The sequence below is a fragment of the Arthrobacter sp. JB02-1C genome (assembly GCF_057748045.1).
Window position 1 is genome coordinate 935250 of record NZ_CM173235.1, and the last position, 24963, is coordinate 960212.

Annotated in this window: 24 protein-coding genes; 11 read left to right on the forward strand and 13 right to left on the reverse strand. The window is 68.4% G+C overall.

The window, feature by feature from the left end:
* The first annotated feature begins 282 nt into the window (after nt 1-282).
* Complete coding sequence (locus AC3ANP_RS04385; protein ID WP_488332126.1) at nt 283-1791, forward strand: amidohydrolase; 1509 nt, start codon at nt 283-285, stop codon at nt 1789-1791.
* 39 nt (nt 1792-1830) lie between these two features.
* On the opposite strand, the gene AC3ANP_RS04390 is transcribed toward AC3ANP_RS04385, so the two are convergent.
* The gene (locus tag AC3ANP_RS04390) at nt 1831-2355 is read right to left on the reverse strand and encodes a hypothetical protein (RefSeq protein WP_488332127.1); all 525 of its coding nucleotides are present in this window, start codon (nt 2353-2355) and stop codon (nt 1831-1833) included.
* A gap of 140 nt (nt 2356-2495) precedes the next feature.
* Between AC3ANP_RS04390 and AC3ANP_RS04395 the strand changes: the two genes are divergently transcribed.
* The gene (locus tag AC3ANP_RS04395) at nt 2496-3845 is read left to right on the forward strand and encodes an HNH endonuclease (RefSeq protein ID WP_488332970.1); all 1350 of its coding nucleotides are present in this window, start codon (nt 2496-2498) and stop codon (nt 3843-3845) included.
* A 715-nt stretch (nt 3846-4560) separates the two neighbouring features.
* Here AC3ANP_RS04395 and AC3ANP_RS04400 read toward each other — a convergent pair.
* Complete coding sequence (locus AC3ANP_RS04400; RefSeq protein WP_488332128.1) at nt 4561-5070, reverse strand: hypothetical protein; 510 nt, start codon at nt 5068-5070, stop codon at nt 4561-4563.
* 4 nt (nt 5071-5074) lie between these two features.
* The gene (locus tag AC3ANP_RS04405) at nt 5075-6313 is read right to left on the reverse strand and encodes an exonuclease domain-containing protein (protein WP_488332129.1); all 1239 of its coding nucleotides are present in this window, start codon (nt 6311-6313) and stop codon (nt 5075-5077) included.
* 538 nt (nt 6314-6851) lie between these two features.
* On the opposite strand from AC3ANP_RS04405, the gene AC3ANP_RS04410 reads away from it, so the two are divergent.
* The 4 genes from AC3ANP_RS04410 (at nt 6852) to AC3ANP_RS04425 (ending at nt 10814) form a co-directional block, all read left to right on the forward strand.
* Nucleotides 6852-7469 carry a uracil-DNA glycosylase family protein gene (locus AC3ANP_RS04410; protein ID WP_488332130.1) on the forward strand — a complete coding sequence of 206 codons (618 nt, stop codon included), beginning with the start codon at nt 6852-6854 and terminating at the stop codon, nt 7467-7469.
* Nucleotides 7470-7632: 163 nt separating this feature from the next.
* Nucleotides 7633-8376, forward strand: a complete 744-nt coding sequence (locus AC3ANP_RS04415) for a glucose 1-dehydrogenase (protein ID WP_488332131.1) — start codon at nt 7633-7635, stop codon at nt 8374-8376.
* A gap of 21 nt (nt 8377-8397) precedes the next feature.
* A complete protein-coding gene (locus AC3ANP_RS04420; RefSeq protein ID WP_488332132.1) occupies nt 8398-9354 on the forward strand; it encodes an L-lactate dehydrogenase in 957 nt (318 codons plus the stop codon).
* Between the two features lie 134 nt (nt 9355-9488).
* Nucleotides 9489-10814, forward strand: coding sequence for an ATP-binding protein (locus tag AC3ANP_RS04425; RefSeq protein WP_488332133.1), 1326 nt, complete (start codon nt 9489-9491; stop codon nt 10812-10814).
* Here the strand turns inward: AC3ANP_RS04425 and AC3ANP_RS04430 are convergent, their stop codons facing one another.
* Both AC3ANP_RS04430 and gluQRS read right to left on the reverse strand, forming a co-directional pair.
* Complete coding sequence (locus tag AC3ANP_RS04430; protein WP_488332134.1) at nt 10815-11432, reverse strand: HD domain-containing protein; 618 nt, start codon at nt 11430-11432, stop codon at nt 10815-10817.
* Between the two features lie 9 nt (nt 11433-11441).
* A complete protein-coding gene (gluQRS, locus tag AC3ANP_RS04435; protein WP_488332135.1) occupies nt 11442-12338 on the reverse strand; it encodes a tRNA glutamyl-Q(34) synthetase GluQRS in 897 nt (298 codons plus the stop codon).
* Nucleotides 12339-12668: 330 nt separating this feature from the next.
* Here gluQRS and AC3ANP_RS04440 point away from each other — a divergent pair, with 330 nt between their 5' ends.
* Nucleotides 12669-13127 (forward strand): Lrp/AsnC family transcriptional regulator, encoded by a 459-nt coding sequence (locus tag AC3ANP_RS04440; RefSeq protein WP_488332971.1) that lies wholly within the window; start codon nt 12669-12671, stop codon nt 13125-13127.
* Nucleotides 13128-13149: 22 nt separating this feature from the next.
* Here the strand turns inward: AC3ANP_RS04440 and AC3ANP_RS04445 are convergent, their stop codons facing one another.
* Nucleotides 13150-13605, reverse strand: a complete 456-nt coding sequence (locus AC3ANP_RS04445; protein ID WP_488332136.1) for an Lrp/AsnC family transcriptional regulator — start codon at nt 13603-13605, stop codon at nt 13150-13152.
* 108 nt (nt 13606-13713) lie between these two features.
* Here AC3ANP_RS04445 and AC3ANP_RS04450 point away from each other — a divergent pair, with 108 nt between their 5' ends.
* Entirely contained in the window at nt 13714-14364 is a 651-nt protein-coding gene (locus tag AC3ANP_RS04450; protein WP_488332137.1) for a LysE family translocator, read from the forward strand.
* Nucleotides 14365-14394: 30 nt separating this feature from the next.
* Here the strand turns inward: AC3ANP_RS04450 and AC3ANP_RS04455 are convergent, their stop codons facing one another.
* The 5 genes from AC3ANP_RS04455 to AC3ANP_RS04475 form a co-directional block, all read right to left on the reverse strand.
* Nucleotides 14395-15360 (reverse strand): hypothetical protein, encoded by a 966-nt coding sequence (locus tag AC3ANP_RS04455; protein ID WP_488332138.1) that lies wholly within the window; start codon nt 15358-15360, stop codon nt 14395-14397.
* 42 nt (nt 15361-15402) lie between these two features.
* Nucleotides 15403-15903, reverse strand: coding sequence for a DUF456 domain-containing protein (locus AC3ANP_RS04460; protein ID WP_488332139.1), 501 nt, complete (start codon nt 15901-15903; stop codon nt 15403-15405).
* A 35-nt stretch (nt 15904-15938) separates the two neighbouring features.
* The gene (locus AC3ANP_RS04465; RefSeq protein WP_488332140.1) at nt 15939-17150 is read right to left on the reverse strand and encodes an NAD(P)-dependent malic enzyme; all 1212 of its coding nucleotides are present in this window, start codon (nt 17148-17150) and stop codon (nt 15939-15941) included.
* A gap of 219 nt (nt 17151-17369) precedes the next feature.
* Complete coding sequence (locus tag AC3ANP_RS04470; RefSeq protein ID WP_488332141.1) at nt 17370-17966, reverse strand: TetR/AcrR family transcriptional regulator; 597 nt, start codon at nt 17964-17966, stop codon at nt 17370-17372.
* 127 nt (nt 17967-18093) lie between these two features.
* Complete coding sequence (locus AC3ANP_RS04475) at nt 18094-19413, reverse strand: MFS transporter (RefSeq protein ID WP_488332142.1); 1320 nt, start codon at nt 19411-19413, stop codon at nt 18094-18096.
* A gap of 107 nt (nt 19414-19520) precedes the next feature.
* Between AC3ANP_RS04475 and rraA the strand changes: the two genes are divergently transcribed.
* Both rraA and AC3ANP_RS04485 read left to right on the forward strand, forming a co-directional pair.
* On the forward strand, nt 19521-20015 hold the full coding sequence (gene rraA, locus AC3ANP_RS04480; RefSeq protein WP_488332143.1) for a ribonuclease E activity regulator RraA: 495 nt from the start codon (nt 19521-19523) through the stop codon (nt 20013-20015).
* A 48-nt stretch (nt 20016-20063) separates the two neighbouring features.
* Entirely contained in the window at nt 20064-21506 is a 1443-nt protein-coding gene (locus tag AC3ANP_RS04485; RefSeq protein ID WP_488332144.1) for a sugar porter family MFS transporter, read from the forward strand.
* Nucleotides 21507-21554: 48 nt separating this feature from the next.
* Here the strand turns inward: AC3ANP_RS04485 and AC3ANP_RS04490 are convergent, their stop codons facing one another.
* Together AC3ANP_RS04490 and AC3ANP_RS04495 are read right to left on the reverse strand one after the other, a co-directional pair.
* Nucleotides 21555-22781, reverse strand: a complete 1227-nt coding sequence (locus AC3ANP_RS04490; protein ID WP_488332972.1) for an MFS transporter — start codon at nt 22779-22781, stop codon at nt 21555-21557.
* A gap of 59 nt (nt 22782-22840) precedes the next feature.
* Nucleotides 22841-23299 (reverse strand): MarR family winged helix-turn-helix transcriptional regulator, encoded by a 459-nt coding sequence (locus AC3ANP_RS04495; protein ID WP_488332145.1) that lies wholly within the window; start codon nt 23297-23299, stop codon nt 22841-22843.
* A gap of 138 nt (nt 23300-23437) precedes the next feature.
* Here AC3ANP_RS04495 and AC3ANP_RS04500 point away from each other — a divergent pair, with 138 nt between their 5' ends.
* Nucleotides 23438-24925, forward strand: coding sequence for an amino acid permease (locus AC3ANP_RS04500; RefSeq protein WP_488332146.1), 1488 nt, complete (start codon nt 23438-23440; stop codon nt 24923-24925).
* The last annotated feature ends 38 nt before the right edge of the window (nt 24926-24963 follow it).

Consider the following 24963-nt stretch of genomic DNA (forward strand, 5'->3'; position numbering starts at 1 on the left):
CATCGTGGCCTATGTCCTGCCTTTCCTACCCAAGCTGGAAAGTGCAACCGCCATTTCCCCACTCCAGGTCCTAGTGAGACCGCTACTTGTAGGGGGCGGTTCTCCCCCAATTGCCGTGCAGGAACCGCCCCAACTCCACAATGGCTTCGCCGTCGGTCCCGGACAAGGGGGCTTAAGCCCCCTTGCACGTGAGGGGAGGCCTCCGGGCAAGGGACTCGCGGGGGTGCAGTGGCACGTGTGATGAAAGTTGCTGGCCGCAAAACCCGGCTCTAGCCTGTCCCTATGCCGAAAACCGCCACTTTTCCCGCCCCGCCGGACGTCGTGCTCTCTTCGGTCCAGCAGCCCGGCCAAGGCCGGCTTTGTGACATTTTCATTACGTCGGGCGTCGTTGCGCAGATTGTGCCGTCGGATTCAGCCGCCTGCATGGCGGCGGCGCAGCGAGGCGCGCGGGTGGTGGACTTCGAGGGCCGCGTCGTCATCCCAGGGTTGTGGGACGAGCATGTCCACATGACCCAGTGGGCCCTGTCCGCGGGACGGATTGACTTATCCGGCGCCTCATCCGCGCGGGAGGCCGCTGCGGCCGTGGCCGCCCGAGCAGGCAAACACCAACCCGACGGCCCAACCCTGGTGGGCGTGGGGTTCCGGGACGCCGTCTGGGGGGACCTGCCCGGTCTGGAACTGCTCGACGGCGCCGCCGGCGGTGTCCCGACGGTGCTGATCAGCCATGATCTGCACTGCGTATGGCTCAACAGCGCCGCCGCCACGCGCTACGGCGTGAGAGTGGGGGCGGACGGGCTGCTCCGCGAGGATCCGGCGTTTGACCTGACCCGCGAACTGGGGCGCCTCCCGGACGACGCGGTCGACGCCATGGTCAGCGACGCCGGACGGGCAGCGGCCGCACGCGGCATCGTGGGAATCGTGGACTTTGAAATGGTCTGGAACCGCGAGCCCTGGCTGCGGCGGTTCGCACGCGGGTTCGACTCCTTCCGGGTTGACGCCGCCGTCTACCCGCAGGATCTCGACCGCGCCGTCGGGGCAGGGATGCGCAGCGGCCAGCCGGTGGACGGCAGCGGCGGCCTGCTCCGGGTCGGGCCGCTGAAGGTCCTGATCGACGGTTCGCTGAACACCCGCACGGCCTACTGCGTGGATCCGTACCCGCACGGCGGCCGCGGGCTGCTCACCGTGAGCGAAGCCGAACTGACGGCACTGCTGGTCCGGGCCGGCGGCGCGGGGTTCGTACCGGCGGTACACGCCATCGGCGACGGCGCCAACGAGGTGGCACTGAACGCGTTCGCGGCGGCCGGGATCGGAGGCAGGGTTGAGCATGCCCAGTTCGTCCGGCAAGAGGACTTTGCGCGGTTCGGCGCCCTGGGCCTCACTGCCAGCGTGCAGCCCGCCCACGCATTGGATGACCGCGACGCCGCCGACGCCAATTGGCCGGGCCGCACAGAGCGGGCCTTTCCGCTGCGCTCTCTGCTCGACGCCGGAGCCACGCTGGCACTCGGCTCCGACGCCCCGGTGGCGCCGCTGGAACCGTGGACGACGATGTCCGCCGCCACCACCCGGGCACGCCGGGACGGCCGCGGGCCGTGGCATCCGGAACAGGTCCTAACCCGGCCGGAGGCGCTGGCGGCATCAGCCCGGGGGCGGCGGCGGATCAGCGTCGGCGACCCGGCCGACGTCGTCGTGCTCGACGCCGACCCGCTGACCGTATCCGAGGAGGTTTTCGCCGCGATGCCGGTCGCTGCGACACTGGTGGCCGGGCGATTCACGCACGGGGGCGGGCTTTAGCTGCGGGCTCTACGGGCGGCATTCAGCTGTCGGTGCCGGTCAGGCGCCTTTGGCCCGGGCCTGGACCAGGTTGGCGAACGGCAACCTGCCGTTCTCCTCGACGAACGCAGCGTGGTAGCCGGCTTCGGCCGAGGTGAGCTGGTCCACCGGCAGTTCCTTCCAGGCGATCACCAGCTTCTTCGCGCAGGCCAGCTGCCAGATCAGCCGTCCATCCCAGTGTCCCGGCGGCTTGCCCGCGCCGAAGTCGACGAACTCCTGGATCTGCCGGCGCAGCCCGCGGTTGCCCTTGCTGCCGGGGCCGGCCTTACCCAGGTAGAGAACGTCGGCGCCGTCGACCCACTCGGCGTCGAGCGTTTCGGCCTTCAGGGTCGGGTCCTTCTTCTTGAAGACGCCCGCGGTGCTCTTGGCGAGGAACTCGGGACGGGCGTTGCCCGGTCCGTGGCGTTCAGGCAGGAACACGGCGAAGATGCCGGGTTTCTGCGGGATCCGGTTGATGTCCAGCGCGCCGAGCGCCCGGAACCCCGTGAAGCCGTCCGATTTGAGTGACTGACGGTTTATCGGCATGGGTTCCTTGGCTCGGGACTGGTTTGAAGACGTTTCTGCGGAGCCGGCGATTTGCGGCTTCCTTAATTGTCGGTGGTCACGGGGACACTTTAAGTGTGGACGACAAGCAGGGGTCCGGAGTGGCTTCCAAGCCAGAGCTTATGGTGGCGATCGGGGAAATGATTCGTGACCTGGCTGGTGCACGGCCGCCAGCGGACAGCGCCGCGCTGATCGACCTGCTTCGGAACCTGGAAGATCTGAAGTCCGCCGGAGCCGCGCTGCAGGCCCGGCTCGCCGTCGCCTTCGACCTTGCCCAGCGCCGTGAACAGGCCGACGCCGGGATCCCCGCCGACCAGCTCGGCACCGGCGTCGGGGCGCAGATCGCGCTGGCCCGGCGCGAATCCCCCGCCACCGGCAGCCGGCTCCTCGGCCTCGCCAAGGCCCTCGTCACCGAAATGCCGCACGCCCTCGCGGCGCTGGAAACCGGGCAGCTGAACGAATGGCGCGCCACCCTCCTGGTCCGCGAAACCGCCTGCCTGGCCGCCGCCGACCGGACAGCCGTCGACGAAGAACTCGCCGCCGACACCGGAAACCTGAACGGCGCCGGCGACCGGGCTCTTGTGGCCACAGCCCGGGCCGCCGCCTACCGCCGCGACCCCCGCTCGGTCACCCAGCGCGCCGCGCACGCCGAAACCGAACGCCACGTCAGCCTCCGCCCGGCCCCGGACACCATGTGCTACCTCACCGCCCTGCTGCCCGTCGCGGCCGGCGTCGCCATGCACGCGGCCCTCAGCCGGCACGCCGACACCCTGCGGTCCGCCGGAGACACCCGGTCCCGGGGACAACTGATGGCCGACGCCCTGGTCGAACGCACCACGGGCGCACCCGGCGGGATCAGCAGCGTCGAAATCCAGCTCGTCATGACCGACCGCACCCTCTTCCAGGCCGACAGCGAACCCGCCCGCCTCCCCGGCTACGGCACCATCCCCGCCGGCTGGGCCCGGACCCTGCTCCGTCCCGAGCGCGAGCAGCCCCTGAACGTCTGGCTCCGCCGGCTCTACACCGCCCCGGGCACCGGCGACCTCATCGCGATGGACTCCCGCGCCCGGATCTTCCCACCCGGGCTCCGCCGCTTCATCCAGGCCCGCGACCACACCTGCCGGACCCCGTACTGCGACGCCCCGATCCGGCACCTGGACCACATCGTGCCCTGGCGCCAGGGCGGCACCACCAGCAGCGGCAACGGCGCCGGACTCTGCGAAGCCTGCAACCACACCAAAGAAACCCCCGGCTGGAGCAGCCAACCCCGCACCGGACCAGGACCCCGGCCCGGCAGACACACCCTCCAACTCACCACCCCCACCGGCCACACCTACCACTCCACCGCGCCACCCCTGCCCGGAACGGCGGACCCGGCGACGGCAGCACTTCGCCACCGGCGCGAGCTCCGGCATCTCGCCAAAGCACTGAAGCGTGGCAGACCTAGGGCCGCCGCCGCTCCTGCGGCCTGAGGTGTGGTTGCCGTCGGGCTCCTTATCCGAGCGGCACCTGCACGGGCTTGAACCGGAAGGGACCGCCACAAGCGGGCCCGTACGGGTGCTCCCCGGTCGATTCCGATTCGATCGGCAGGACGCGGGAGATGCGAGCGCCTGAGATGTCCGTTGCTTCCACGGAGATGGATGTGACGCTGACGGGCGGTGTCAGGTACGGCTCAGACTGCGGCACCAGCCATCTTCCGTCCGGTCCCGCCGACACGGGTTGAGGGGTGCAGCCGTCCCCGAGGCAGGCAGCCACGGATGCCGGCTGCGTGGGAAAGACGAGCTCGACCGGGCCCGTGTAGGCGTAACCGATGGCTGGGCAAACCACCGGCACTCCTGGCAGGCGCCCGGCCATGACCGCGACCAGCACCAAACCGGCCGCAACCACACCGAAAGCAAGCAGCAGTATCCCCCGAAGCCTCATGCCGCGAGCCTAACCTGCCCGGCCAGCCGGCCGACAGCGTCCCGTTACCTGGCGGCGTCGTGCTGGACGCGGGCCACGAACGGCGCGCAGATAATCGCTACCAGTCCTAGGGTCCCTCCCACAGTGAAGGCGACCCGGACACCGGTGACCGGCGGGATATTGTCGGCGACGTCGGGACCCGCTGGAGCTGTCCGCCCGGGTCTGTGAGCAGTTGCGGCGGATGCGGGTCAGTTGGGTGCCGCCGGCGCCCACGTACGACGGCGGTCAGTCGGCTTTCGTGCGGGCCTGGACGAGGTTGGCGAAAGGAAGACGGCCATGGTTCCGGACGAACTCTGCGTGGTAACGTGCTTCCGTCGCGTCGACTTCGGACCCGGGCAGGGCTTTCCAGGCGACCACGAGCGACTGCGACTCGGCCAGCTGCCAAATGAGCCTGCCACCCCAGTGGCCCACGGGGACACCCCGGCCGAAATCTGCGAACTCCCGGATCCGCTTGGCGAGCCCGCGCCTGCCCGTCTTTTCGGCGCCTGCCTTACCGATGTAAAGCACGTCGGCACCGTCAACCCATTTGGCGGCCAATGCGGTCACGGGGAGGGACGGATCATTGCCCTTGAAGTGCCCGCCATCGCTTCTTGCCAGAAACCGCGGAACAAAGCCCTCCGGCAGCAAAACGGCGTAGATCCCGGGCACCTGGGGTACCTCAGCCAACTCAAGCGCCGCAAAGGAACGGAAACCGGAGAAACCGTCCGCGGCTAAGGCATGCCTGTTGAAGTTCATGGTCCTAACCCTGCAGCAGTTTCTCCAGATACGGTTCGCCCACCACCGGGATGCCATAGGTTCTGGCCTTGTTTGCCTTGCCGGACAGGCTGTCGGGGTCGGCCGCCACCACGAGTTTGACCGCCTTGGTGACTGCCGGGTGGGGGACAAACCCGGCAGTGCGGAGGGCTCCTTCAATGTCGGCGCGGTCGCGGGACATTTCCCCGGTGAGCACGATCTTGTCGCCCGCGGCCAAGACGGCTGTCTGCGGGGCCGCGCTGGTCGCACTGGTCGCGCCGGTCTTACCGTCGCGGCCGGTGATCGGCGCCGCGAGGGAGCGAGTGACCGATTCCTGATCGACGTCCAGGAGGGTGGCCACAACGCGGAGATTGGCTTCTTCCTCCGGGGTGATGACCCCGTCTTCCCAGGCTGCCGCCAGCATCGCGGCCATGTAGTCGAGGTGAATTTGCTGTGCGGGGCTGCGGCCGATGCCCAGATCATCGGCCAGCGCCACAAGGCCGTTGGCCTCCGATGCAGAGATCTGCCGGTCCATGAGCGCACGATCCAGCATCGCCAGGTAGGCGCCGTGCTCGTCGGGGCCGGCCACTTCGGGCAGCCGGTTCACCAGGCGCTCCAGGAAGTGCGGCCGCGGCTCCTGCGCCGCGCGGCGTAGGGCCGGCGGCACGCGCTTGGGCGTAACCGTCGGCCAGGATGCGAAGTAGGCGCGGTCCAGGGCGCTGAACCAATCGGGGTTGTCAGCATCCATCCGGAGATAGTTGCCCAGCACGTGGGCGGCGGCTTCGGCGTCGTCGCCCGCGCAGTGTGCGTTGTCAAGGCTCACGCCGAAGCTGTCACAGCAGTCCTTGAGCGACCGGCCAGCGCCGGGCAAGTACTGCCGCGCCAGCTTCATGGTGCACAGGCAATCATGGACCTCGAACGGCAGGGCAAGCCCTGCCCGCCCCAGTTCGTGGGAAACGAAACGATAGTCGAAGTGGACGTTATGGGCCACCAGCACCCGGCCCGAGAGCAGGTCCATCACGTCGTGGGCTACGTCTGCAAAGACCGGGGCGTCCAGCACATCGGCGGCGCGGATGCCGTGGATGTGCTGCGGCCCCAGGTCTCGTTCCGGATTGACCAACGTCTCCCAGCGATTGCTGACCGTTCCGTCCGGTTCGACATGGACGACGGCGATCTCGGCAATACGGTGGCTGCCCGGAAAGAGCCCGGTCGTTTCGACGTCGACGACGGCGAATCCTGCGTTCATTTGTTCCCCCAACTTTTGGCCTCTACTGATTGTCCAGGAGCTTCCTACTCAACCTAGAGGCGACCTCCGACAAAGTCTTTCGCCGGGGCGCGGCGGGGTTAGGACTTCGGCCGCCCGTTTGCAGGTGAACTGCTGGCACAGTCGATTCGGCCGTGAACCACTGATGAAGAACTGGCTGCCGCTATAGGGGGAGGTGATCCTGCTCTGGCAGCTGAGAAGTTGGTCCCTATTCCCTGGCTCCGTGTTTGCCGGTACTGCGACCAGGAGGACAATCTCAGGCGGATTGCGCTCCCCTTAAACACAGGACCTGCAGGTACCTTCGCGATCTCGCTACGAGACGGCTCGGACATTTGCATGTCCAGAACGACCCGGCTTCATCAGTGGTTACCTGCAGGTGCGCTTTAAGCGTACGCCGGCTCAGAGGCTCCTGCCTAGTGCTCCAAGGGTCCGGCAAAGGCCCGCAAAACGTCCTCCGGCCCGAAAGCGTAGAGTGGAGCGAGACGCCTGATTCTGGACGCCGAGTGCTGAGGGAGAAATCGTGACGATTGACTGGGACGAAAAAAAGGCTCTGCTGCAGGAACCTAACATCGCGGCCGTGACGCAACTCTGCGACGAACTGATGGAAAAGAAGCCAGGGTCCGTGGTCCCCTACATCGACCCCGTCCATGATGAGGACGAGTGCCGGATCGTCACTCTCCACGTCGCACCGGGCAACGGCACCGAGTCGGGGTTCGTGTCCCATTTCAACGATGACGAGGCGGCCCGCCGTGCCACCTCCATCTATGAGGCCGTCGAACTCGACCCGCGCTACGTAATGCCGTGGAACGCCTACCCCTGGGTTCGTGACCCCGAACTGCCCTCCGCCCTGAACGTCCAGGAAAAAACCGACGGACTGCGGCCTTTCCGCCAGTTCATGAAGATCAACAAGCGCACTTCGGCAGTCATCGCGCACGGGGCCGACGCCCACGCCTTTCTGACGCTCTTCGAGAAGACGTACCATTCCTCGCTGAAGAACCGGGGCGTGAAGATCTACAAGGCCACCGCCCTGGGCGGCCGCGCTTTCGCCGTGTCGCCGACCAAGCAGGAGGAACTCCTGGCCAAGAACGTCGCGGTCTATAAGGACGCAATCCAGCGCGCCGGTATTCAGCACCTCTAGGGGACCCACGACGCCGCCGGCGGTCGCCTGCCGCCGCCGCCCTTGGGCACAACGGCCCTGCCCTACCCCGCCTTCCGCCGCCATGCTGGGAGGGCCCGCTGGATGACGGCGGCCCGTCGCGGACTCCGGCAGCGCTGACGGTCGAGGCTCGGAAGGAACCAGCATGGGACGGTTGGACGGCAAAGTCGCCCTGGTCAGCGGCGGTGCCCGCGGCATCGGCGCAGCCATCGCGCGGCGCTTCCTGGCCGAGGGCGCGCAAGTCGTTGTCGGCGACGTCCTGGACGACGACGGCGCCCGGCTGCTCGCAGAACTGGGCGGCCGCGTCCGTTTCGTGCACCTGGACGTCACCCAGCCGGCGGATTGGGACACCGCAGTCAACGAGGCGGTCACCGCGTTCGGCGGCCTCAGCGTCCTGGTCAACAACGCCGGCATCGTGAATTTCGGCCGGATCGACGAGTATCCGCACGAACACTGGGCGCGGATCCTTGACGTGAACCTCACCGGCGTCTTCAACGGCATCAAGGCCGCCGCCCCCGCGCTGGCCAGGGCGGGGTCCGCTTCCATCATCAACGTCTCCTCGATCGCGGGACTTCGCGGTTATGAGGGCCTCGCCGGGTACACCGCCTCGAAGTTCGGTGTGCGGGGCCTGACGAAAAGCGCCGCGCTGGACCTGGGGCGGGACGGGATCCGGGTCAATTCCGTGCACCCCGGCGTCATCCAGACCCCCATGACCGAAGGCATGAGCTTCGACACCGGCCACGTCCCGCTGCACCGGATCGGCCAGCCCACGGAGATCGCGGACCTGGCCGTGTACCTGGCCGGCGACGAATCCTCCTTTGTCACCGGCGCCGAATTCGTCATCGACGGCGGCGAGACGGCTGGCACCGTCGCAACCCCGGCCGGCTGAACGCCCACGGTGGAAATGCCCATGTCCGCACAGTCCGGTTCCAAACTCGCCGTCATCGGCGCCGGGAGCGTCGGCACCTCGCTGGCCTACGCCGCCCTGATCCGCGGATCGGCCAGCCACGTCGCGATCTTCGACGTCAACGCGACCAAGGCCGAGGCCGAAGTCCTGGACCTGGCGCACGGCACCCAGTTCACCGCCGCGGCGGCGACCGTCAACGGCGGCGGAGACATCAGCGTGACCGACGGCGCCGACGTCGTCGTTATTACCGCCGGAGCGAAGCAGGCACCGGGCCAGACCCGGCTGGACCTGGCCGGCACCAACGTCCGGATCCTCGAACAGCTCCTGCCGCAACTGCTGGCGCACGCCCCCGACGCTGTCTACGTCCTGGTCACCAATCCGTGCGACGTGCTGACCGTCGCCGCGAAGAAGATCACCGGGCTGCCGACGTCGAGAGTCTTCTCTTCCGGCACCGTGCTGGACACCTCGCGGCTGCGCTGGCTGCTGGCCCATGCCGCGGGAGTGTCGGTGAGCAGCGTCCACGCCAGCATGGTCGGCGAACACGGCGACACCGAATTCCCGGTCTGGTCGGGTGCGACCATCGGTCCGGTGCCCATCCGTGACTGGACGGTCGGCGGCGAGCGGATGTTTACGCCCGGCTACCTCGCCGAGACGGCCCGCGAAGTCACGCAGGCCGCATACAAGGTGATCGCCGGCAAGGGCGCCACGAACTACGCGATCGGGCTCTCGGGAGCCCGGATCGTGGAGGCGCTGCTGCGTTCCGAGAACGCGGTCCTGCCGGTATCCACCGTGATGAGCGGGCAGTACGGGATCGACGGTATCGCCCTGTCGCTGCCCAGCATCGTGGGTCGCGGCGGCGTGCACGCGGTCCTGGAGACGCCTCTGGACGAGGGCGAACGCGCCTCCCTCCACCACTCGGCCGAAAGGCTCCGGCAGAGCCTCGCCTCCCTGGGGATCTGACCGGGGCGGCCCGCAGTCGGGGAAAGCGGCCCGCGTAACGCAACGCCGCACCGGCGCCCGGGGACCGCGGTTCGCCTAAGCTCGGAGGGAGAAGTTCCACCTGGCTCAACGACGAACCACCCGGGAGAGACCACATGACCAACTGGCGGATCAGGGATTTCCACTCGGCCGACCTGGACGGCATCCTGCACCTCTGGGAATCCCTCAAGGCCACCAATGTCGAGCCGGTCTACGCCCTCTCCGAGGTCCTCGCCTCCTGCGAAAAGGACCACGCCGTGGTCGCGGTGCTGGGCGACCAGGTCGTAGGTGCCGCCGTCGGCCGCGCTGCGCACGACCAGGGCTGGATCGTCTTCCTGGCCACGCTTCCCGAATTCCGTGGCCGCGGCATCGGCACCTCGCTGCTGGCCGCGGTCGAAAACCGGATGGCGCCGCACGGGCTGAACAAGCTGTCCGCGCTGATGCCGGAATCCGAAACCCGCGTCGAGGCCTTCCTGGGCCGCGGCTTCGTGCTGAAGAAGAACCTGCGCTACTTCGAACGGAAAATCCCCGTCCAGCGGCAGGAACTCGAACCGCTGGGCCAGCTGGGCGGCCGGATCCTGGCCCGCGACCTCTGGGAAAACGTCGCCGGCATGCACCGTGAGAAGGAGCTCCTGGAGCGCCGCCTCGTCCTGCCGCTGGCCGAGGCCGACCTCGCCGACGAGTACGGCGTTGTCCCGCCGCGCGCCGTCGTGCTGTTCGGGCCGCCCGGAACCGGCAAGACGACTTTCGCCAAGGCGATCGCATCCCGCCTCGAGTGGCCGTTCGTGGAGGTCTTCCCGTCCCGGCTCGCCGCCGACCCCAAGGGCCTGGCCGGCGCCCTGCGCGAGACCTTCCTCGAAATCGCCGAGCTGGAGCACGCCGTTGTCTTCATCGACGAGGTGGAGGAGATCGCCTCGCAGCGCGCCGGGGATCCGCCGTCGCCGCTGCAGGGCGTCACCAACGAACTGCTCAAGATCATCCCGGCGTTCCGCGAACAGCCCGGCCGGCTGCTGGTCTGTGCCACCAACTTCATCCGGGCGCTCGACTCCGCCTTCCTGCGCCACGGCCGGTTCGACTACGTGATCCCGATCGGGCTGCCGGACCGTCTGGCCCGCGAGGCCATGTGGCAGCGCTTCATCCCTGCCGCCGTGGTGGACGACGTCGACGTGGAGCTGCTGGTGGACCGCACGGAGGGCTTCTCCCCCGCGGACATCGAGTACGCGGCCCGCAGCGCCTCGCAGCGGGCGCTGGAGAACGCCGTTTACGGACTGGACGGGGACGGCGGCGCGGCCTCCGGGGGCGATGTTTCCCTTCGCGAGGCGGTCCGGAAGGGCCCCGCCACGCAGGACTACCTCGACGCGATCGCGGATACCCGGACCACCGTCAGCCCGGAGGTCCACCAGGACTTCCTCGAGGACATCGACCTGCTGGGCCGCGTCTAGCTAGTCCCCGGCCGCGTCCTCGTAGGAAAGGTTCTCGTAATCGGTGTCGTCGGCCGCATCCAGCTGGGCATCGAATTCGTCCAGCAGCCAGGGGTTGATCCGGGCCAGGATCTTGCGGGTTTCCTCCACCGGGACGGCCGCGTAAAGTACCGGCCGGGCGTCATCGTAGCGGGTCACGGGCGGTTTGTCCGGCCACTTCTCGGCCAGCGCCTTGACCCGCTCGGGGAGCGAGTTGTGCGCGTTGTCGGCGATCTTGACCAGGGTAGCGTCGTGGTCCTCGGCGATGTAGCGGATGCCGGCGGCGTAATCGTCCGGGTTTTCGTGGAAGCGCTTCGTAACCCGCTCGATGATGTCCACGGCCCGGTGGGAGACGCCCATGTCCAGCAGCGCCTGCCGCGTCATCGGCGTATCCTCGGCAATGTCGTGCAGGTACCCGGCGATCCGGATGTCGTCGTCGAAGTCAGCCAGCGCGTCGCCGACGGCGATCACATGCTCGCGGTAGGGCCGCTTGAGCTTGTCCTTTTGCCGGTTGTGGGCCACCTCGGCGAGGACCCTTGCCGTCTCGACGGTAAAGCGGGGCTCCGGGCCGCGCGCATCCATAAACTCTGGTTCAGACATGGGTCCAGCCTACGCGTCGTGGCTGACCGTCCCGGGCCACACCCACGGCTGCCGCGGCAGCACCGCCGGGTCGAAAGCGTCGAGCGCCTTGTGCAGGGGGCCTGCGGGCAACCCGAGCGAGGCCAACAACTGGTCCCGCACCTCCTCCGTGCTGATTCCGGCGGCAGCCAGGTCCGCCAGTGTGACGGCGCCGTCGCGCTTGGCCAGCCGGGCGCCGTCGGCGTTCAGAACCAGCGGAACATGCGCATATTCCGGAACGGGAATATCTAGCAGCGAAGCCAGGTAGGCCTGTCTCGGGGTGGACGGCAGCAAATCGTCGCCGCGGACCACCTGGTCGATGCCCTGCGCGGCGTCGTCCACCACCACGGCCAAGTTGTACGCGGTGACGCCGTCATTGCGGCGGAGGACGAAATCATCCACCACGCCGGTGAAACTGCCATGCAGGACATCCTGCACCGTTGCTTCCGTGACGTCCGCGCGAAGCCGGAGCGCCGCCGGCCGCACGGCGCGTTTGGCAGCACGCTCGGCGTCCCCCAGGTTGCGGCAGGTCCCCGGATACGCGCCCTGGGGGGCGTGCGGTGCCGACGGCGCCTCCTGGATCTCGCGGCGGGTACAGAAGCACTCATAGCTCAGCCCGGCGTCGGCAAGCCGCTGGATGGCCGCAGCATAGAGGGGCTCGCGGTCCGTCTGGCGGACGACGCCGCCATCCCAGCTCACGCCGATCGCGGCCAGATCGCGGAGCTGCTCCGCCTCGGCCCCTGCGCGGGCCCGGTCGAGGTCCTCGACCCGCAGCAGGAAGCGCCGGCCAGTCGACCGGGCGAACAGCCAGGCGAGGATGGCGGTGCGGAGATTGCCCACGTGCAGCTCACCGGAGGGGCTGGGGGCGAAGCGTCCGGCGGTTGTCATGGCACCAGCCTATGCCGGGCAACACAAGAGCCCCTCAGCCACCGATGACTTCGGAGGATCCGACGTCGGGGGCTCAGGGGCTCTTGCCGTAAAGGGTGTGCGGAAAGACGATGCGTGAACAAGAGTCAATCAGCGGCGGGCTCCTTGCGGGGGCCTCATCCAGGGTCCGGGAGGTGTGCCGGGGAATCTGTAGCCTTCGGGTGCGGGCGGTGGCCCGCATCCCGTGTTGCCACTATTTGAGCAGTTCCCCTACAGTTGGTGCAACGGGCAATGCCTTGGCTGGTCAGAATGATCACCCGGCCCGGAAATGATCGGCAGGAAGTGGTCAGATTGCAGCAGCTGGACGCGACGGACCGGCGGATTCTGCTGGCGCTCGACGAGGATCCCCGGACACCCATCATGGTGCTGGCCCAGCGGCTCGGCCTGGCCCGCGGCACCGTGCAGTCCCGGCTGGAGCGGATGTCCGATTCCGGCGCCTTGCGCCCGAACAGCAGCAGGGTCCTGCCCGCGGCCCTGGGCCGCGGCGTGGCGGCGGCCGTGAGCGCGGAACTGGACCAGAGCCATCTGAATGAGGCCATCGCTGCGCTGCGGAAGATCCCGGAGGTCCTGGAGTGCCACGCGCCCGCCGGCGACACAGACCTGGTCATCCGCGTGGTGGCCACCAGCCCTGACGACCTTTACCGGGTGTCCGAGGAAATCCGGCTGTGTCCGGGAATCGTGCGGACCTCCACGAGCATGTTCCTGCGCGAGGTCATCCCCTACCGGACCACGGGCCTGCTGGACAGCTGAGCGCCCGGCTCAGGCCGACGGGTCAGACGGGTGGTCCGGCGTTGGCCTTCAGGCTCTTCATCACCAGCGTCGACGTCAGCCGCTCGACGCCGGGCAGCGAGGTCAGTTCGGCGTCGTAAAAGCGCTGGTAGGCCGGAAGGTCCTCGGCAATGACCTTCAGCAGGTAATCGGGTTTGCCGAACAGCCGCTGGGCCTCGACGATGTTCGGGTCCGCCGCCACCCGGTTCTCAAAGATCTCCATGGTGCCGCGGTCCACCTGCCGGAGCGTGACGAAGACGATCGCCTCGAAGCCCAGGCCGACGGCGGCCGGATCGATGTCCGCGCGGTAGCCGCGGATCACCCCGGAGGCCTCCAGTTCGCGGAGCCTGCGGTGGCAGGGCGCCACGGTGAGCCCGACCTTCGCCGCAAGGGCCGTGGCGGTAATCCGTCCGTCTTCGCGAAGGTAGCGCAAAATACTTCTGTCAACATGGTCGATCACGCAAGAATCTTACCGTTGAGGCGGGTATCCGAGCGAAATCGGTAAGCACTTATGCGGCGTAAATTCGTAGGCTGGTGGCTGTAGCCGCACCCTCCAGGAGATCCCGCCGTGAACCCCCAGCTTTTCCTTGCCTTTATCGGCGTGGCCGTGGCCCTCGCCTGCACCCCGGGCGTGGACTGGGCCTATTCCATCTCGGCCGGGCTCAGGGAGCGCAGCTTCGCGCCCGCCGTGGCCGGCCTGTGCGGCGGTTACGTCGTCCACACCGCGCTGCTGGCCGCCGGCCTGGCCGCGGTGATCACCCGGCTGCCGGGGCTCCTCGGCTGGCTCACGGTCGCGGGCGCCGCGTACCTGCTGTGGCTTGGCATCAGCACGGCGCGGTCCTGGCGGGGGGCCAGCTTTAGCGCGCAAGGTGCCGGCGGATCGCAACTGCAGTCCAACCAGTTCCGCGTCTTTCTGCAAGGCGTGGGTACCAGCGGCATCAACCCGAAGGGCCTGCTCTTCTTCGTTGCCCTGGTTCCGCAGTTCGTCAGCCCGGACGCGGCGCTCTCGGTGCCGCTGCAGTCGGCCCTCCTGGGCCTGACGTTCGTGCTGATGGTGGCCGTCGTTTACACCTGCGTGGCGTTGCTGGCCCGCAAGCTCCTGCACTCCCGGCCCGGAGCCGCACGCCGGGTCACGCTGGCCAGCGGGGTCATCATGATTGCCCTGGGTGTGGTGCTGCTGGCCGAGCAGCTGGTGCCGGTGGTCGCGGGCATGGCCTGAGGGCAGCCCTGCAGCCTCCGCCCGCAGGGATCACTCCCGGTTCAGCTGCTTCCATTCCTGCTCCCAGAGCCTGCGTTCTTCCACGTCCTTGCGGATGACGTCGAAGGTTTCGAGCTCGGCGGGACGGCCCCGCAGCCAGTCGCGGGGATTCAGTGATTTGCGGCCGCTCTCCAGCAGCAGCAGGGCGCGGTCCGTGAGGGCATCGTTGCGGAGCACCAGGTGGGTCTTCCGTCGGCGAAGGACCTCCTTCAATGCCGCCTGGGCGGCTGCAGCGGCACCAAGGCGGCGCAGGGACCGGGCGCGGACCAACAGGAGTGCGGCGGAGAGGTCGTCGGCGTTGAGCAGCCCTTCCGTCCAGACTGCCACTTCCTTGTCCCGGCCTAATGAGAAGGCCACCGAGCACCGGGCCAGGGCTGCGGGCAGCGACGGCGGGAGCGACGTCACGGTCTGCAGCGCTGCCTCGAGATTGCCGGTCTCCCGCAGCGAGTGCGCCAGCGCCAGGAACACGGCTTCCTCGCTGAAGAGGACCGGAACCTCGATGCGCTCGGCCACTTCGACCCGGGTGACCAGACGGGTCAGATAGCCGGATGCGAACTGGTTGGCGTCGTCGTCGTTCCGGGTGGTGAGGCCGCGCTGGAGGAGCTCCGAGGCACGCAGGTAGCCACCCTGCTGGTGCGCCAGGAGCCCGGCCATCACGTAGCAGAGCCCCGCCCAGCCGGGGTAGGCGCGGCCCGTTGAGATCAGCTGGTTGGGGTCGGCGTTGTGGAAGATTGCGTCGTACACGGCCCTAGCAGCTTTTCCGGGAATCAGCTTAAGCCGGGGGATGGCACCATCCACTCTCAGCAGCGCCCCGTTCCGGCCGCCCAGGGCGGTGTGCACGATGCCGCCGACGCCGCCAGCAATGTCCCGTACCGGCGTGCGGACCAGCGGGCTCCCGAACGGGGTGAGGTCACGGGAATCGCGATAGATGGGTCCTGCGGACTGTCCGGCGCTCATTGTTCCATGCTAATGGTGCAGGCTTTGCGGCCACTGGAGGGGCTAGCCCGCGGCCGTCACCCAGACGCCGATCAGCCAGGTGCTTGCCGCCAGGCAGCCGAGCCCGAATTCGGCGATCATCCCGAGACCGGTCGCTTTCAGGGCCGCCCAGCTCGACCGCACAGCGCTGCGCCAGGCCCGGGTGCGGTGCAACTCGCTGAGCAGCAGTCCTGCCGCGAAGCCCACGAACAGGCCCACCACCGGAATCAGGAACATGCCGACGACGCCGAACCCCACGCCGGCGAGGACCGAACGGCCCGGGACGCTGTGCTGCTTGAGTTTTCGGCCGGTCAGGACCGCGCCGGCGGCCATCCCGGCGAGCACCAGCACCAGGCCGACGCCAAAGACCACCCATCCCGTGGCGCCTGCCCCGCCCCACAGCGCCCAGGCCAGCAGGCTGAGGCCGATCAGGACGCTGCCGGGCAGGACCGGGATGACGATCCCGGCCACGCCCACCAGCATGGCGAGGCCGCAGAGGATGGTGACGGCGACTCCGGGATTCATCCCCCCAGTCTAGGGTTGGCTCCTGCGCTGACCCGCTACTGGGCCTCCACGGCCGCGGCGACGGCGGCCGAGACGGCGGGTGCCACCCGCGGATCGAGCGGGCTCGGCACGATGTAGTCTGCCGACAGCTCGGCCTCAGCCAGTTCGGCAATGGCACGGGCGGCCGCCAGCTTCATCGCCGGGGTGATCCGGCGGGCACCGGCGTCGAGGGCGCCGCGGAAGATGCCCGGGAAGGCCAGCACGTTGTTGATCTGGTTCGGGAAGTCGCTGCGGCCGGTGGCGACAACAGCCGCGTACTTGGCCGCGACTTCCGGCAGCACCTCCGGGTCCGGGTTGGAGAGCGCGAAGACGATGGCGTCCTGGTTCATCAGCTTCAAGTGGTCCTCATCCAGCCGGGACGAGGAAACGCCGATGAACACATCAGCGCCCAGCAGGGCCTCGCCCGGCCCGCCGCTGATGCCCCGGGGGTTGCTGCGCGCGGCCAACTGCGCTTTCTTGCTTTCGGGGTCAGCGGCGATGTCCGCACGGTCGCGGTGGATCACACCGCGTGAGTCGAGCAGTACGACGTCGTCGATCCCGGCGGCCAGCAGGATTTCGGCGACCGCGATGCCGGCCGCGCCGGCACCGGAAACCACCACGCGCAGGCCTGCCAGTTCCCGCCCGGTGACCTTCGCGGCGCCGGTCAGCGCGGCGAGGACGACGACGGCGGTGCCGTGCTGGTCATCATGCATGACCGGGCAGTCGAGGGCCTCGATCAGCTTTTCCTCAAGCTCGAAGCAACGCGGGGCCGACACGTCCTCGAGGTTAACCGCGCCGAAGCTGGGGCGCAGCCGCACCAGAGTCTCGACAATCTCGTCGACGTCGGTGGTGTTGAGCACCAGCGGGATGGAGTCGAGGTCGCCGAAGGCCTTGAAGAGGGCCGATTTGCCCTCCATGACCGGCAGCGAGGCGCTGGCGCCGATGTCGCCGAGGCCCAGCACGGCAGTGCCGTCGCTGACCACGACGACCAGCCGCTGGGCCCAGGTGAGCGACTTTGCCAACTCGGGGTCGGCTGCGATCGCGCGGCTGACCTGGGCGACGCCGGGCGTGTAGGCAATGGAAAGGTCACGCTTGCTGGCCAGCGGGACGGTGCTGGAAATCGAGAGCTTGCCGCCCTGGTGGGACGCGAAGATCTCGTCGTCGCTGAGCGCCGTTGCCGGCGCCGCGGGGGAATCTGGGCGGGAGGATTTAATGGTTTCGATGGACACGTCGTTGTCTCCTGGGGCTCACCGTGGGCACACGGCACTTGGCTGCTTGGGCACAGGCGTGCCCAAGATGGTCTGGGAAGCTACGGCGGCGGCCTGAGGGTGGCGGGCCGCCTGCGGCGAAGCTTCCGGAAGTGCTGGCGCTGGCGCCGTCCTGTTCCGCCATGATAGACAACGCCGCACCCTGGTACGGACTTCGCCGGACACATTGGGGTAACTGGTCTAGACCGGAGTGGAGGCCGTGCGCGCATCGCAGAGCAGCGAACACGCCCTTTTCAAGTCTTCCTCGGCCTCGAACAGCGACAGCCGCCGGCAGCGGACGGCCTGGACCAGGCCCGTGACGGTCAACAACAGGACGCGGGAGACGGCAGCGTCGCCGCTGAGCTGGCTGACGGCCTTCTCCGCCGTGGCATCGATGTCCCGGAGGAGGCGCGTGGTGTCCGTGTCCTTTGCGTAGACCACCCGGTTCAAGCACTGCTCCACTGCCGGCTGCATGAGCCGCATGTGGAAGATCTCCATCACCACTCCCGCCAGCGCGTGCGCCGGAACCTTGGTCCCGGCCGGCCATTCGCCCAGGTGCAGCTCGCCGAGCTGCCGACGGTACAGGGCCAGCATCAATTGCGTCGGGGAAGGGAAGTAGCGGTACAGCGTGCCCAGCGGCACATCAGCCTTGGCCGCCACCTCCGAGAGCACCACAGAATCGAGGCCGGTACGGGCGAAGCTGGCCGCGGCATCGAGGATCCGCGCATAGCGGCGGCGCTGCCGGGGCAGGGTGGGCGGCGGGGCCATTGGCGGAAGATCCGAAGGGAGTTCAGGCATCAGCAGTGTTCCGGGGTCGATTTTCTCGGCAGCCGGAAGGTCGCTCCACAGCGCTGCCGCGGCAATGCCGTCTACTATACGTCACCTCGCAGGGCGGGTTGCCGGTCACCGGAACGGCGCGGAAGCGCTAGGCGACGCCCCGGATCTTGACCACGAAAACCGCCCCCAGCAGGCCGATGGCCGCGGCCGCGAGGTACAGCGAAACGTACCCTCCCCACAGGGCGACGAAGGGGTAGGCAATGAGGGGTGCGAGGACCTGCGGCAGTGAGTTTGCGATGTTGATGATCCCCAGGTCCTTGCCCCGGTCCAGCGCCGTGGGCAGGACCTCGGTGATCAGGGCAAAGTCGACGGCCAGGTAGCAACCGAACCCGACTCCCAGCACCGTCGCACCAACCAGGGCGCCGGGCCAGGTCGGCGCAAAAGCCAAAATCAGCGCGGCCACGGCAATGACGCCCGAGGAGAGGATCACCAGCGGCTTTCGGCGGCCCATCCGGTCGCTCAGCCGGCCGCCGATCACGCTCGTGACGATGACCGTGACCGCATAGAGCCCGGTGAGGATCAGGACGCCGAGTTCGGCAGCGATCCCCTCCGTCTGCCGCAGCCGAACGGCGTCGGTCAGGAAAAAGAGCAGGTACAGCGTCACCATGTGGTTGCCGGTGTTCACCAGCAGCCGGGTCAGCCAGGCCCACGCGAAGTCCGGGTACCGGGCCGGAGCAATCCAGAAACTCCGGGCGAACGCTGCCGGCCTGAACCGGCTGCGGGCCTCCGGCGGGAGCGCGACGTCGTCGTTCTCAAAGAAATACAGCACGACGCCGGCCAGCAGCGCGGCCGCGCAGAACAGGTAGCCGAGCCCGAAATTCCCGGCAACGACGGCGGCGATCACCGCGCCGACCAGAATGCCTGCCGTCTGGCCCATCGCGGCGAGGCCACCCACGGTGGCACGCTGCCGGACCGGCACCCGGTCCGGGATGGCGGCGGTGACCGCGGCGTAGGCGGCGTTGCAGCCCGCCTGGACCAGGCACCAGAGGACGGTCATCACGGCAACGTTCGGCGCTCCCGCAAGCGCCACCAGCGCCGCAGCGCCGAGGACGGCGCCGGAAAGCACCCACGGCACGCGCCGGCCCCGGCGGGCGGTGGTGCGGTCGCTGAAGGCGCCAAACAGGGGGTTCGCGACGAGCGAAACTGCCGCCCCTGCCCCGGTCACGAGGGCCAGGATGGCTTCCTTTTCTCCCGGGCTGAAGCTGGCGGCCTGCTGGCCCAGCAGGACCTGGAGCGGACCGAAGAAGGCCGCGTTGATTCCCACGTTGACCAGAACCACACCGGCGGTCCAGACGGGCCGGACCGGGCGCTCCGGCTCCGCCAGGGCGGCAGCGGCGTCGCTGCCGGCGCCGGCGCCCGACCCGGCCGCTGCGGCCGGAACTGCTCCGGGCCGATCGGACAGGCTCATATGGTCCCCCGAACTGAAGTCAGCAGCTGATGATCGGTCTGCGCCCAGACTATCGTGGGCTGCAACGATCACGCCGGGAGAAACCCGCCCCACAGCAAGGAGATCCAATGCCCGAGCCCTCCGTGAATTCCGCTAGCCCCGTCAATACCGCCGACCTCTTCGACGAGCGCGGCCCCGAGCTGGACTCGATCGCCCTGCAGTTCCAGTCCTTGGGCGGCAGGACACACTTCAGCGGGCCGGTCCGGACTGTCCGCTGCCTGGAGGACAATGCGCTGGTCAAGTCACTGCTGGGCACGCCGGGAAACGGCGCCGTGCTGGTCGTCGACGGCGGCGGCTCGCTGCGCAGCGCACTGATGGGGGACCTGATCGCGGCGAGCGCCGTCCGGAACGGCTGGGCCGGCGTCGTGATCAACGGCGCGGTCCGGGACCGGGTGGCGCTTGCGGGACTGCCGCTGGGGGTCAAGGCCCTCGGCAGCAACCCCCGCAAGAGCTCCAAAACCGGGGCCGGCGAGAGCGACGTGGCGCTGGAAATCGACGGTGTGGCCGTCCGGCCCGGGCAACGGATCTGGTGCGACCCGGACGGCATCCTGCTGGAGCGCTGAGCCCGGCATGACGTGCATGCCCGGGCGTGCCGGTGGTATGACTTGGATATGACACCCGCCAAGGACGAGCCCGCACCCAAAATCCCAGGCCGCGTCATTTGGCTCGCCGTGGCAGGCGCCGTGGGGGGCTTCCTCTTCGGCTTCGACTCCTCCGTGGTGAACGGCGCCGTCGATGCAATCAAGCAGCAGTTTGCGCTCAGCGAAGCCGTCACCGGCTTCGCCGTGGCCGTCGCCTTGCTCGGCTGCGCGGTGGGCGCCTACATGGCCGGGCGGCTCGCTGACCGGTACGGCCGCATCCCAGCGATGAAGATCGGCGCCCTGCTGTTCCTGGTCAGCGCCTTCGGCGCGGGATTCGCCTTTAGCGTCTGGGATCTTGTCTTCTGGCGCCTCGTGGGCGGCCTGGGTATCGGCCTGGCCTCGGTGATCGCGCCCGCCTACATCTCCGAGATCTCTCCCCGGCGGGTCCGCGGCCGCCTCGCTTCGCTCCAGCAGCTCGCCATCACCACCGGCATATTCGCGGCGTTGCTCTCCGACGCCGTCTTCGCCAACTCTGCCGGCGGCGCCGGACATCCCCTATGGTTTGGCGTCGAGGCCTGGCGCTGGATGTTCGTCGCCGGGGCGGTACCCGCCATTGTTTACGGCTGGATCGCCTTCACGCTCCCCGAATCACCGCGCTTCCTGGTGTTCAAGGGCAAAGAAGACGAAGCCCGCAAAGTGTTCGACTCCATCGCGCCGGAGGAGGACACCGACCGCAGCCTGCGTGATATCAAGGCCGCCATCAAGGAGGACACGCAGGCCGGCAAGAAGGGCTCGCTGCGGGGCAAGGCACTGGGGCTGCAGCCGGTGGTGTGGATCGGCATCATCCTGTCCGTGCTGCAGCAGTTCGTCGGCATCAACGTGATTTTCTACTACTCCACGACGCTCTGGAAAGCGGTGGGCTTCCAGGAGAAGGACTCGCTCACGATCTCGGTGGCCACGGCGGTCACCAACATCCTGGTGACACTGGTGGCCATCGCCCTCGTGGACCGGGTGGGGCGCCGCCCCATCCTGCTGACCGGCTCCATCGGCATGGCCGCCTCGCTGGCGACGATGGCCGCCGCGTTCAGCTCGGCCACCGGCTCCGGCAGCGACATTACGCTCCCCGGCTCGTGGGGCCCGGTCGCCCTGGTGGCCGCAAACGTCTTCGTGATCAGCTTCGGCGCGTCCTGGGGGCCGCTGGTGTGGGTGCTGCTGGGCGAGATCTTCCCGTCCCGCATCCGCGCCCGGGCGCTGGGACTCGCCGCGGCCGCCCAGTGGATTGCCAACTTTGCCATTACCCTGAGTTTCCCGGTGATGGCGGCGGCCTCACTGCCGCTGACGTACGCCATGTACGCGGCGTTCGCGGCGGCGTCGTTCTTCTTCGTGATGTTCAAGGTCCCGGAAACCAACGGCATGGCCCTGGAACAGGCCGAAACCCTGTTCGTCCCGAAGGGCTCGGCCAAACGGAAGTAGGGCCGGCGGCTGCCCGCACGGGGCGCGCCGCGGACCAGGGACGCCGGTTCAGACCAGGTGCGGTTCGTGCGAGATGAGGTACCGGCGGCCGCCCGCGACCACCCCGATAGCCACCGCCATCGCCACGGCCGCGGCAAAGAACGGCACCTGCGGGCCGAAGTGCTCACCGAGTTGAGCGGCGGCGAAGGGTGCCAGGGCCCCGCCCATCCAGCGCACGAAATTGTAGCCGGCGGAGGCGACCGGACGGGGGGAATCCGACACCCCCATCGCCAGCTCGGTATAGATCGTATTGTTGATGCCCAGCAGGGCGCCGGACGCCACCACGAGGACGACGACGGCGGGCACCGAGTGCCCCGCGGCCAGGCCGAGCCCGGCCAGGTCCAGGAGCAGCAGCATCAGGGTGCCCCCCAGCGCCCGGACGGCCCCGAAGCGCCGTTGCAGGACCGGCGCCACGAAGACCGAGAAAACGGCGACGGCCACCCCCCAGCCGAAGAACACGCCGCCGATCCCGTAGGCATCCATGCCGAGGATGAACGGCGTGAAGGCGAGGATGGTGAAGAAGCCGTAGTTGTAGAACAGGCCGCTGGCCGCCGTGGTCCGCAGTCCCCGATGGCCGAGGGCCAGCAGGGGGTCCCGGAGCCTGACCTTGCGGTCAGGCCGCGCGGTCCTCGGCAGCAGGATAACCAGGGCGATGAAGGCGGCCGCCATAAGGACCGCAGTGCCGAAGAACGGGGCGCGCCATTGCCAGCCGCCCAGCAGGGCGCCGAGCAGCGGGCCCAGCGAGATGCCCAGGCCGAGCGCGGCCTCGTACAGGATGATCGCGGTTCCGGCTCCGCCGCTGGCAACACCGACGATCACCGCAAGGGCCGTGGCGACGAACAACGCGTTCCCCAGGCCCCAGCCGGCGCGGAAGCCGACCAGTTCGGACACGCTGCCGGACAGGCCCGCGAGCGAGGCGAACACCACGATGATGGCGAGGCCGGCCAGCAGGGTGCGCTTGCCGCCGATCCGGGAGGAGACGAAGCCGGTGACCAGCATGGCGACCGCGGTGACCATGAAGTAGCTGGTGAAGAGCAGCGACACCTGGCTGGGGCTGGCGTCCAGGTTCTTCGCGATGGCCGGCAGGATGGGATCTACCAGCCCGATCCCCATGAACGCGAACACGGCCGCCAGGGCCGTGGCCCAGACAGCCTTGGGCTGCCGGAGCAGCGAAGCCTTCTCGGCCTCAAGGGTTGATGCGGCTTCCGGCGCAGTGGCCGTGAGCTGGCCATCCATGGTGGTCACTTCCTCGCTCGTGTTTGGTACTTGGTTTGTTCTGAACGGACCGGCACCCGTCAGGGCTGCAGGGACTCGCTGATCCGGCTGATCACCGGCAGCGCGGCGGCGAGGGCCTGCCGTTCCGGGCCGGAGAGCGTGCCGAGGGTTTTGGCCAGGACCGCGTTGCGGCGGGTATTGGCCGCTTCGACGGCGGCGCGGCCTTCAGCGCTGAGCTTTACCCGCACGGCCCGCGAATCGTCCGGATCGGCCTCGCGCCGGACCAGGCCGGCGCGTTCGAGCTTGATGATCTGCTCGGTGGCACTGGGCACCTTGACCCCGAGGTTTCTGGCGATCTCGCCGACCCGCACCCCGGCAGTCGCCGGCTCCTGCAGCATCTTCAGCATGCTGAGCTGGGCCGAGCTAAGTTCGCCGTCCGCGTCCAGCCGCCGGACCAGATAGACGCCCAGCCGCAGCGCCTCGCGGAAATCGCGGGAGAGGTCAAGCAGGGCGTCGTCCCCCGGGGTTCTTGCGTTCATAGTTAGGAAGCCTAACAGTTTGGCTGCCGGGGCGTCAAGAAGTGCTCGACAATGCAAGTCGGGCGTTCAGCGTGTACTTTAGAAAAGCTGATTTGTAACCGCCGTCACGTGACGCGGCTAATACTAAGGATTGTTGACATGCCCGAACAGACCACCGCGGAGCAGAGAACTGCCTCCAGCCGGGATTCCGAGCCCCATCTCTCGCGCTCGTTGAGCAACCGGCACATCCAGCTCCTGGCCATCGGCGGAGCGATCGGCACCGGACTCTTCATGGGCTCCGGAAAGACGATCTCCGTGGCCGGCCCCTCGGTCATCTTCGTGTACATGATCATCGGCTTCATGCTGTTCTTCGTGATGCGGGCCATGGGCCAGCTGCTGCTCTCGAACCTGAACTACAAGTCCTTCAGCGACTTTGCCGGCGACCTGCTGGGCCCCTGGGCCGGCTTCTTCACCGGCTGGACCTACTGGTTCTGCTGGGTGGTCACCGGCGTCGCGGACGTCATCGCGATCGCCGGCTATGCCGAGGAGCTGTGGCCCGGCATCCAGCTGTGGGTCCCGGGTATCGCCACGATCATCATTCTGCTGCTGCTGAATCTGCCGACGGTGAAAGCCTTCGGTGAGACCGAATTCTGGTTCGCCCTGATCAAGATCGTTGCCATCGTTGCCCTGATCGCCGTCGGCCTGGTCATGATTTTCACCGGCTTCCAGTCCAACGCCGGCACCGCGTCCTTCAGCAACCTGTGGAGCCACGGCGGTTTCTTCCCGAAGGAGTTCATGGGCTTTGTGGCCGGCTTCCAGATCGCCGTGTTCGCCTTCGTGGGCATCGAACTGGTGGGCACCGCCGCCGCGGAGACGAAGAACCCGGAGCACAACCTGCCGCGCGCCATCAACGCCATCCCGCTGCGCGTCATGCTGTTCTACGTGGGCGCCCTCATCATCCTGATGTCCGTCACGCCGTGGACCGGCTTCAAGGCCGGCCAGAGCCCGTTCATTGCCATGTTCTCCCTGGCCGGCCTCGGCATGGCGGCCACCGTGGTGAACCTGGTGGTGCTGACCTCCGCGATGTCCTCGGCCAACTCCGGCATTTACTCCACGTCCCGGATGGTGTTCGGCCTGGCCAACGACGGCGACGCGCCCAAGGTGTTCGGCCGGCTCTCCACCCGCAAGGTCCCGCAAAATGCCCTGTTCCTGTCCTGCGTGCTGCTGCTCGCCGGCGTCGCCCTGCTCTACGCAGGCAAGGACGTGGGCGTGGCCTTCGACATGGTCACCACGGTGTCTGCGGTCTGCTTCATGTTCGTCTGGAGCATTATCCTGGCCAGCTACCTGGTGTTCCGGAAACGCCGCCCCGCGCTGAACGCGGCCTCGACGTTCAAGGTGCCCGGCGGCATCCCGATGGTTTGGGTGGTCTTCGCGTTCTTCGCATTCCTGGTCTGGGCCCTCACCACGCAGCCCGACACGCTCGTGGCGCTGCTGGTCACGCCGATCTGGTTCGCGATCCTCGGGGTGGCCTACGCCGTTGTCCGGCGGTCGCCGCTGCACCAGGCGCGGGTCACGGAGTGGAAGGCGATGGCCGACAGGGAAACCGCTCTGGTCGCCGGCGAAACCGCCCTGGCCGGCCGCTCCTGACACGGCGGCGCTGAGGCGCCGGCGCTGGCACGACGAAC

Bases quoted from the DNA above. Each gene is read 5' to 3' on its own strand.
- AC3ANP_RS04470 (WP_488332141.1), bottom strand. From the start codon at position 17,966: ATGCCTGAACTCCCTTCGGATCTTCCGCCAATGGCCCCGCCGCCCACC.
- AC3ANP_RS04495 (WP_488332145.1), bottom strand. From the start codon at position 23,299: ATGAACGCAAGAACCCCGGGGGACGACGCCCTGCTTGACCTCTCCCGC.
- AC3ANP_RS04405 (WP_488332129.1), bottom strand. From the start codon at position 6,313: ATGAACGCAGGATTCGCCGTCGTCGACGTCGAAACGACCGGGCTCTTT.
- AC3ANP_RS04400 (WP_488332128.1), bottom strand. From the start codon at position 5,070: ATGAACTTCAACAGGCATGCCTTAGCCGCGGACGGTTTCTCCGGTTTC.
- AC3ANP_RS04420 (WP_488332132.1), top strand. From the start codon at position 8,398: ATGTCCGCACAGTCCGGTTCCAAACTCGCCGTCATCGGCGCCGGGAGC.
- rraA (WP_488332143.1), top strand. From the start codon at position 19,521: ATGCCCGAGCCCTCCGTGAATTCCGCTAGCCCCGTCAATACCGCCGAC.
- AC3ANP_RS04490 (WP_488332972.1), bottom strand. From the start codon at position 22,781: ATGGATGGCCAGCTCACGGCCACTGCGCCGGAAGCCGCATCAACCCTT.
- AC3ANP_RS04460 (WP_488332139.1), bottom strand. From the start codon at position 15,903: ATGAATCCCGGAGTCGCCGTCACCATCCTCTGCGGCCTCGCCATGCTG.
- AC3ANP_RS04500 (WP_488332146.1), top strand. From the start codon at position 23,438: ATGCCCGAACAGACCACCGCGGAGCAGAGAACTGCCTCCAGCCGGGAT.
- AC3ANP_RS04485 (WP_488332144.1), top strand. From the start codon at position 20,064: ATGACACCCGCCAAGGACGAGCCCGCACCCAAAATCCCAGGCCGCGTC.
- gluQRS (WP_488332135.1), bottom strand. From the start codon at position 12,338: ATGACAACCGCCGGACGCTTCGCCCCCAGCCCCTCCGGTGAGCTGCAC.
- AC3ANP_RS04455 (WP_488332138.1), bottom strand. From the start codon at position 15,360: ATGAGCGCCGGACAGTCCGCAGGACCCATCTATCGCGATTCCCGTGAC.
- AC3ANP_RS04415 (WP_488332131.1), top strand. From the start codon at position 7,633: ATGGGACGGTTGGACGGCAAAGTCGCCCTGGTCAGCGGCGGTGCCCGC.
- AC3ANP_RS04475 (WP_488332142.1), bottom strand. From the start codon at position 19,413: ATGAGCCTGTCCGATCGGCCCGGAGCAGTTCCGGCCGCAGCGGCCGGG.
- AC3ANP_RS04430 (WP_488332134.1), bottom strand. From the start codon at position 11,432: ATGTCTGAACCAGAGTTTATGGATGCGCGCGGCCCGGAGCCCCGCTTT.
- AC3ANP_RS04390 (WP_488332127.1), bottom strand. From the start codon at position 2,355: ATGCCGATAAACCGTCAGTCACTCAAATCGGACGGCTTCACGGGGTTC.
- AC3ANP_RS04425 (WP_488332133.1), top strand. From the start codon at position 9,489: ATGACCAACTGGCGGATCAGGGATTTCCACTCGGCCGACCTGGACGGC.
- AC3ANP_RS04385 (WP_488332126.1), top strand. From the start codon at position 283: ATGCCGAAAACCGCCACTTTTCCCGCCCCGCCGGACGTCGTGCTCTCT.
- AC3ANP_RS04395 (WP_488332970.1), top strand. From the start codon at position 2,496: ATGGTGGCGATCGGGGAAATGATTCGTGACCTGGCTGGTGCACGGCCG.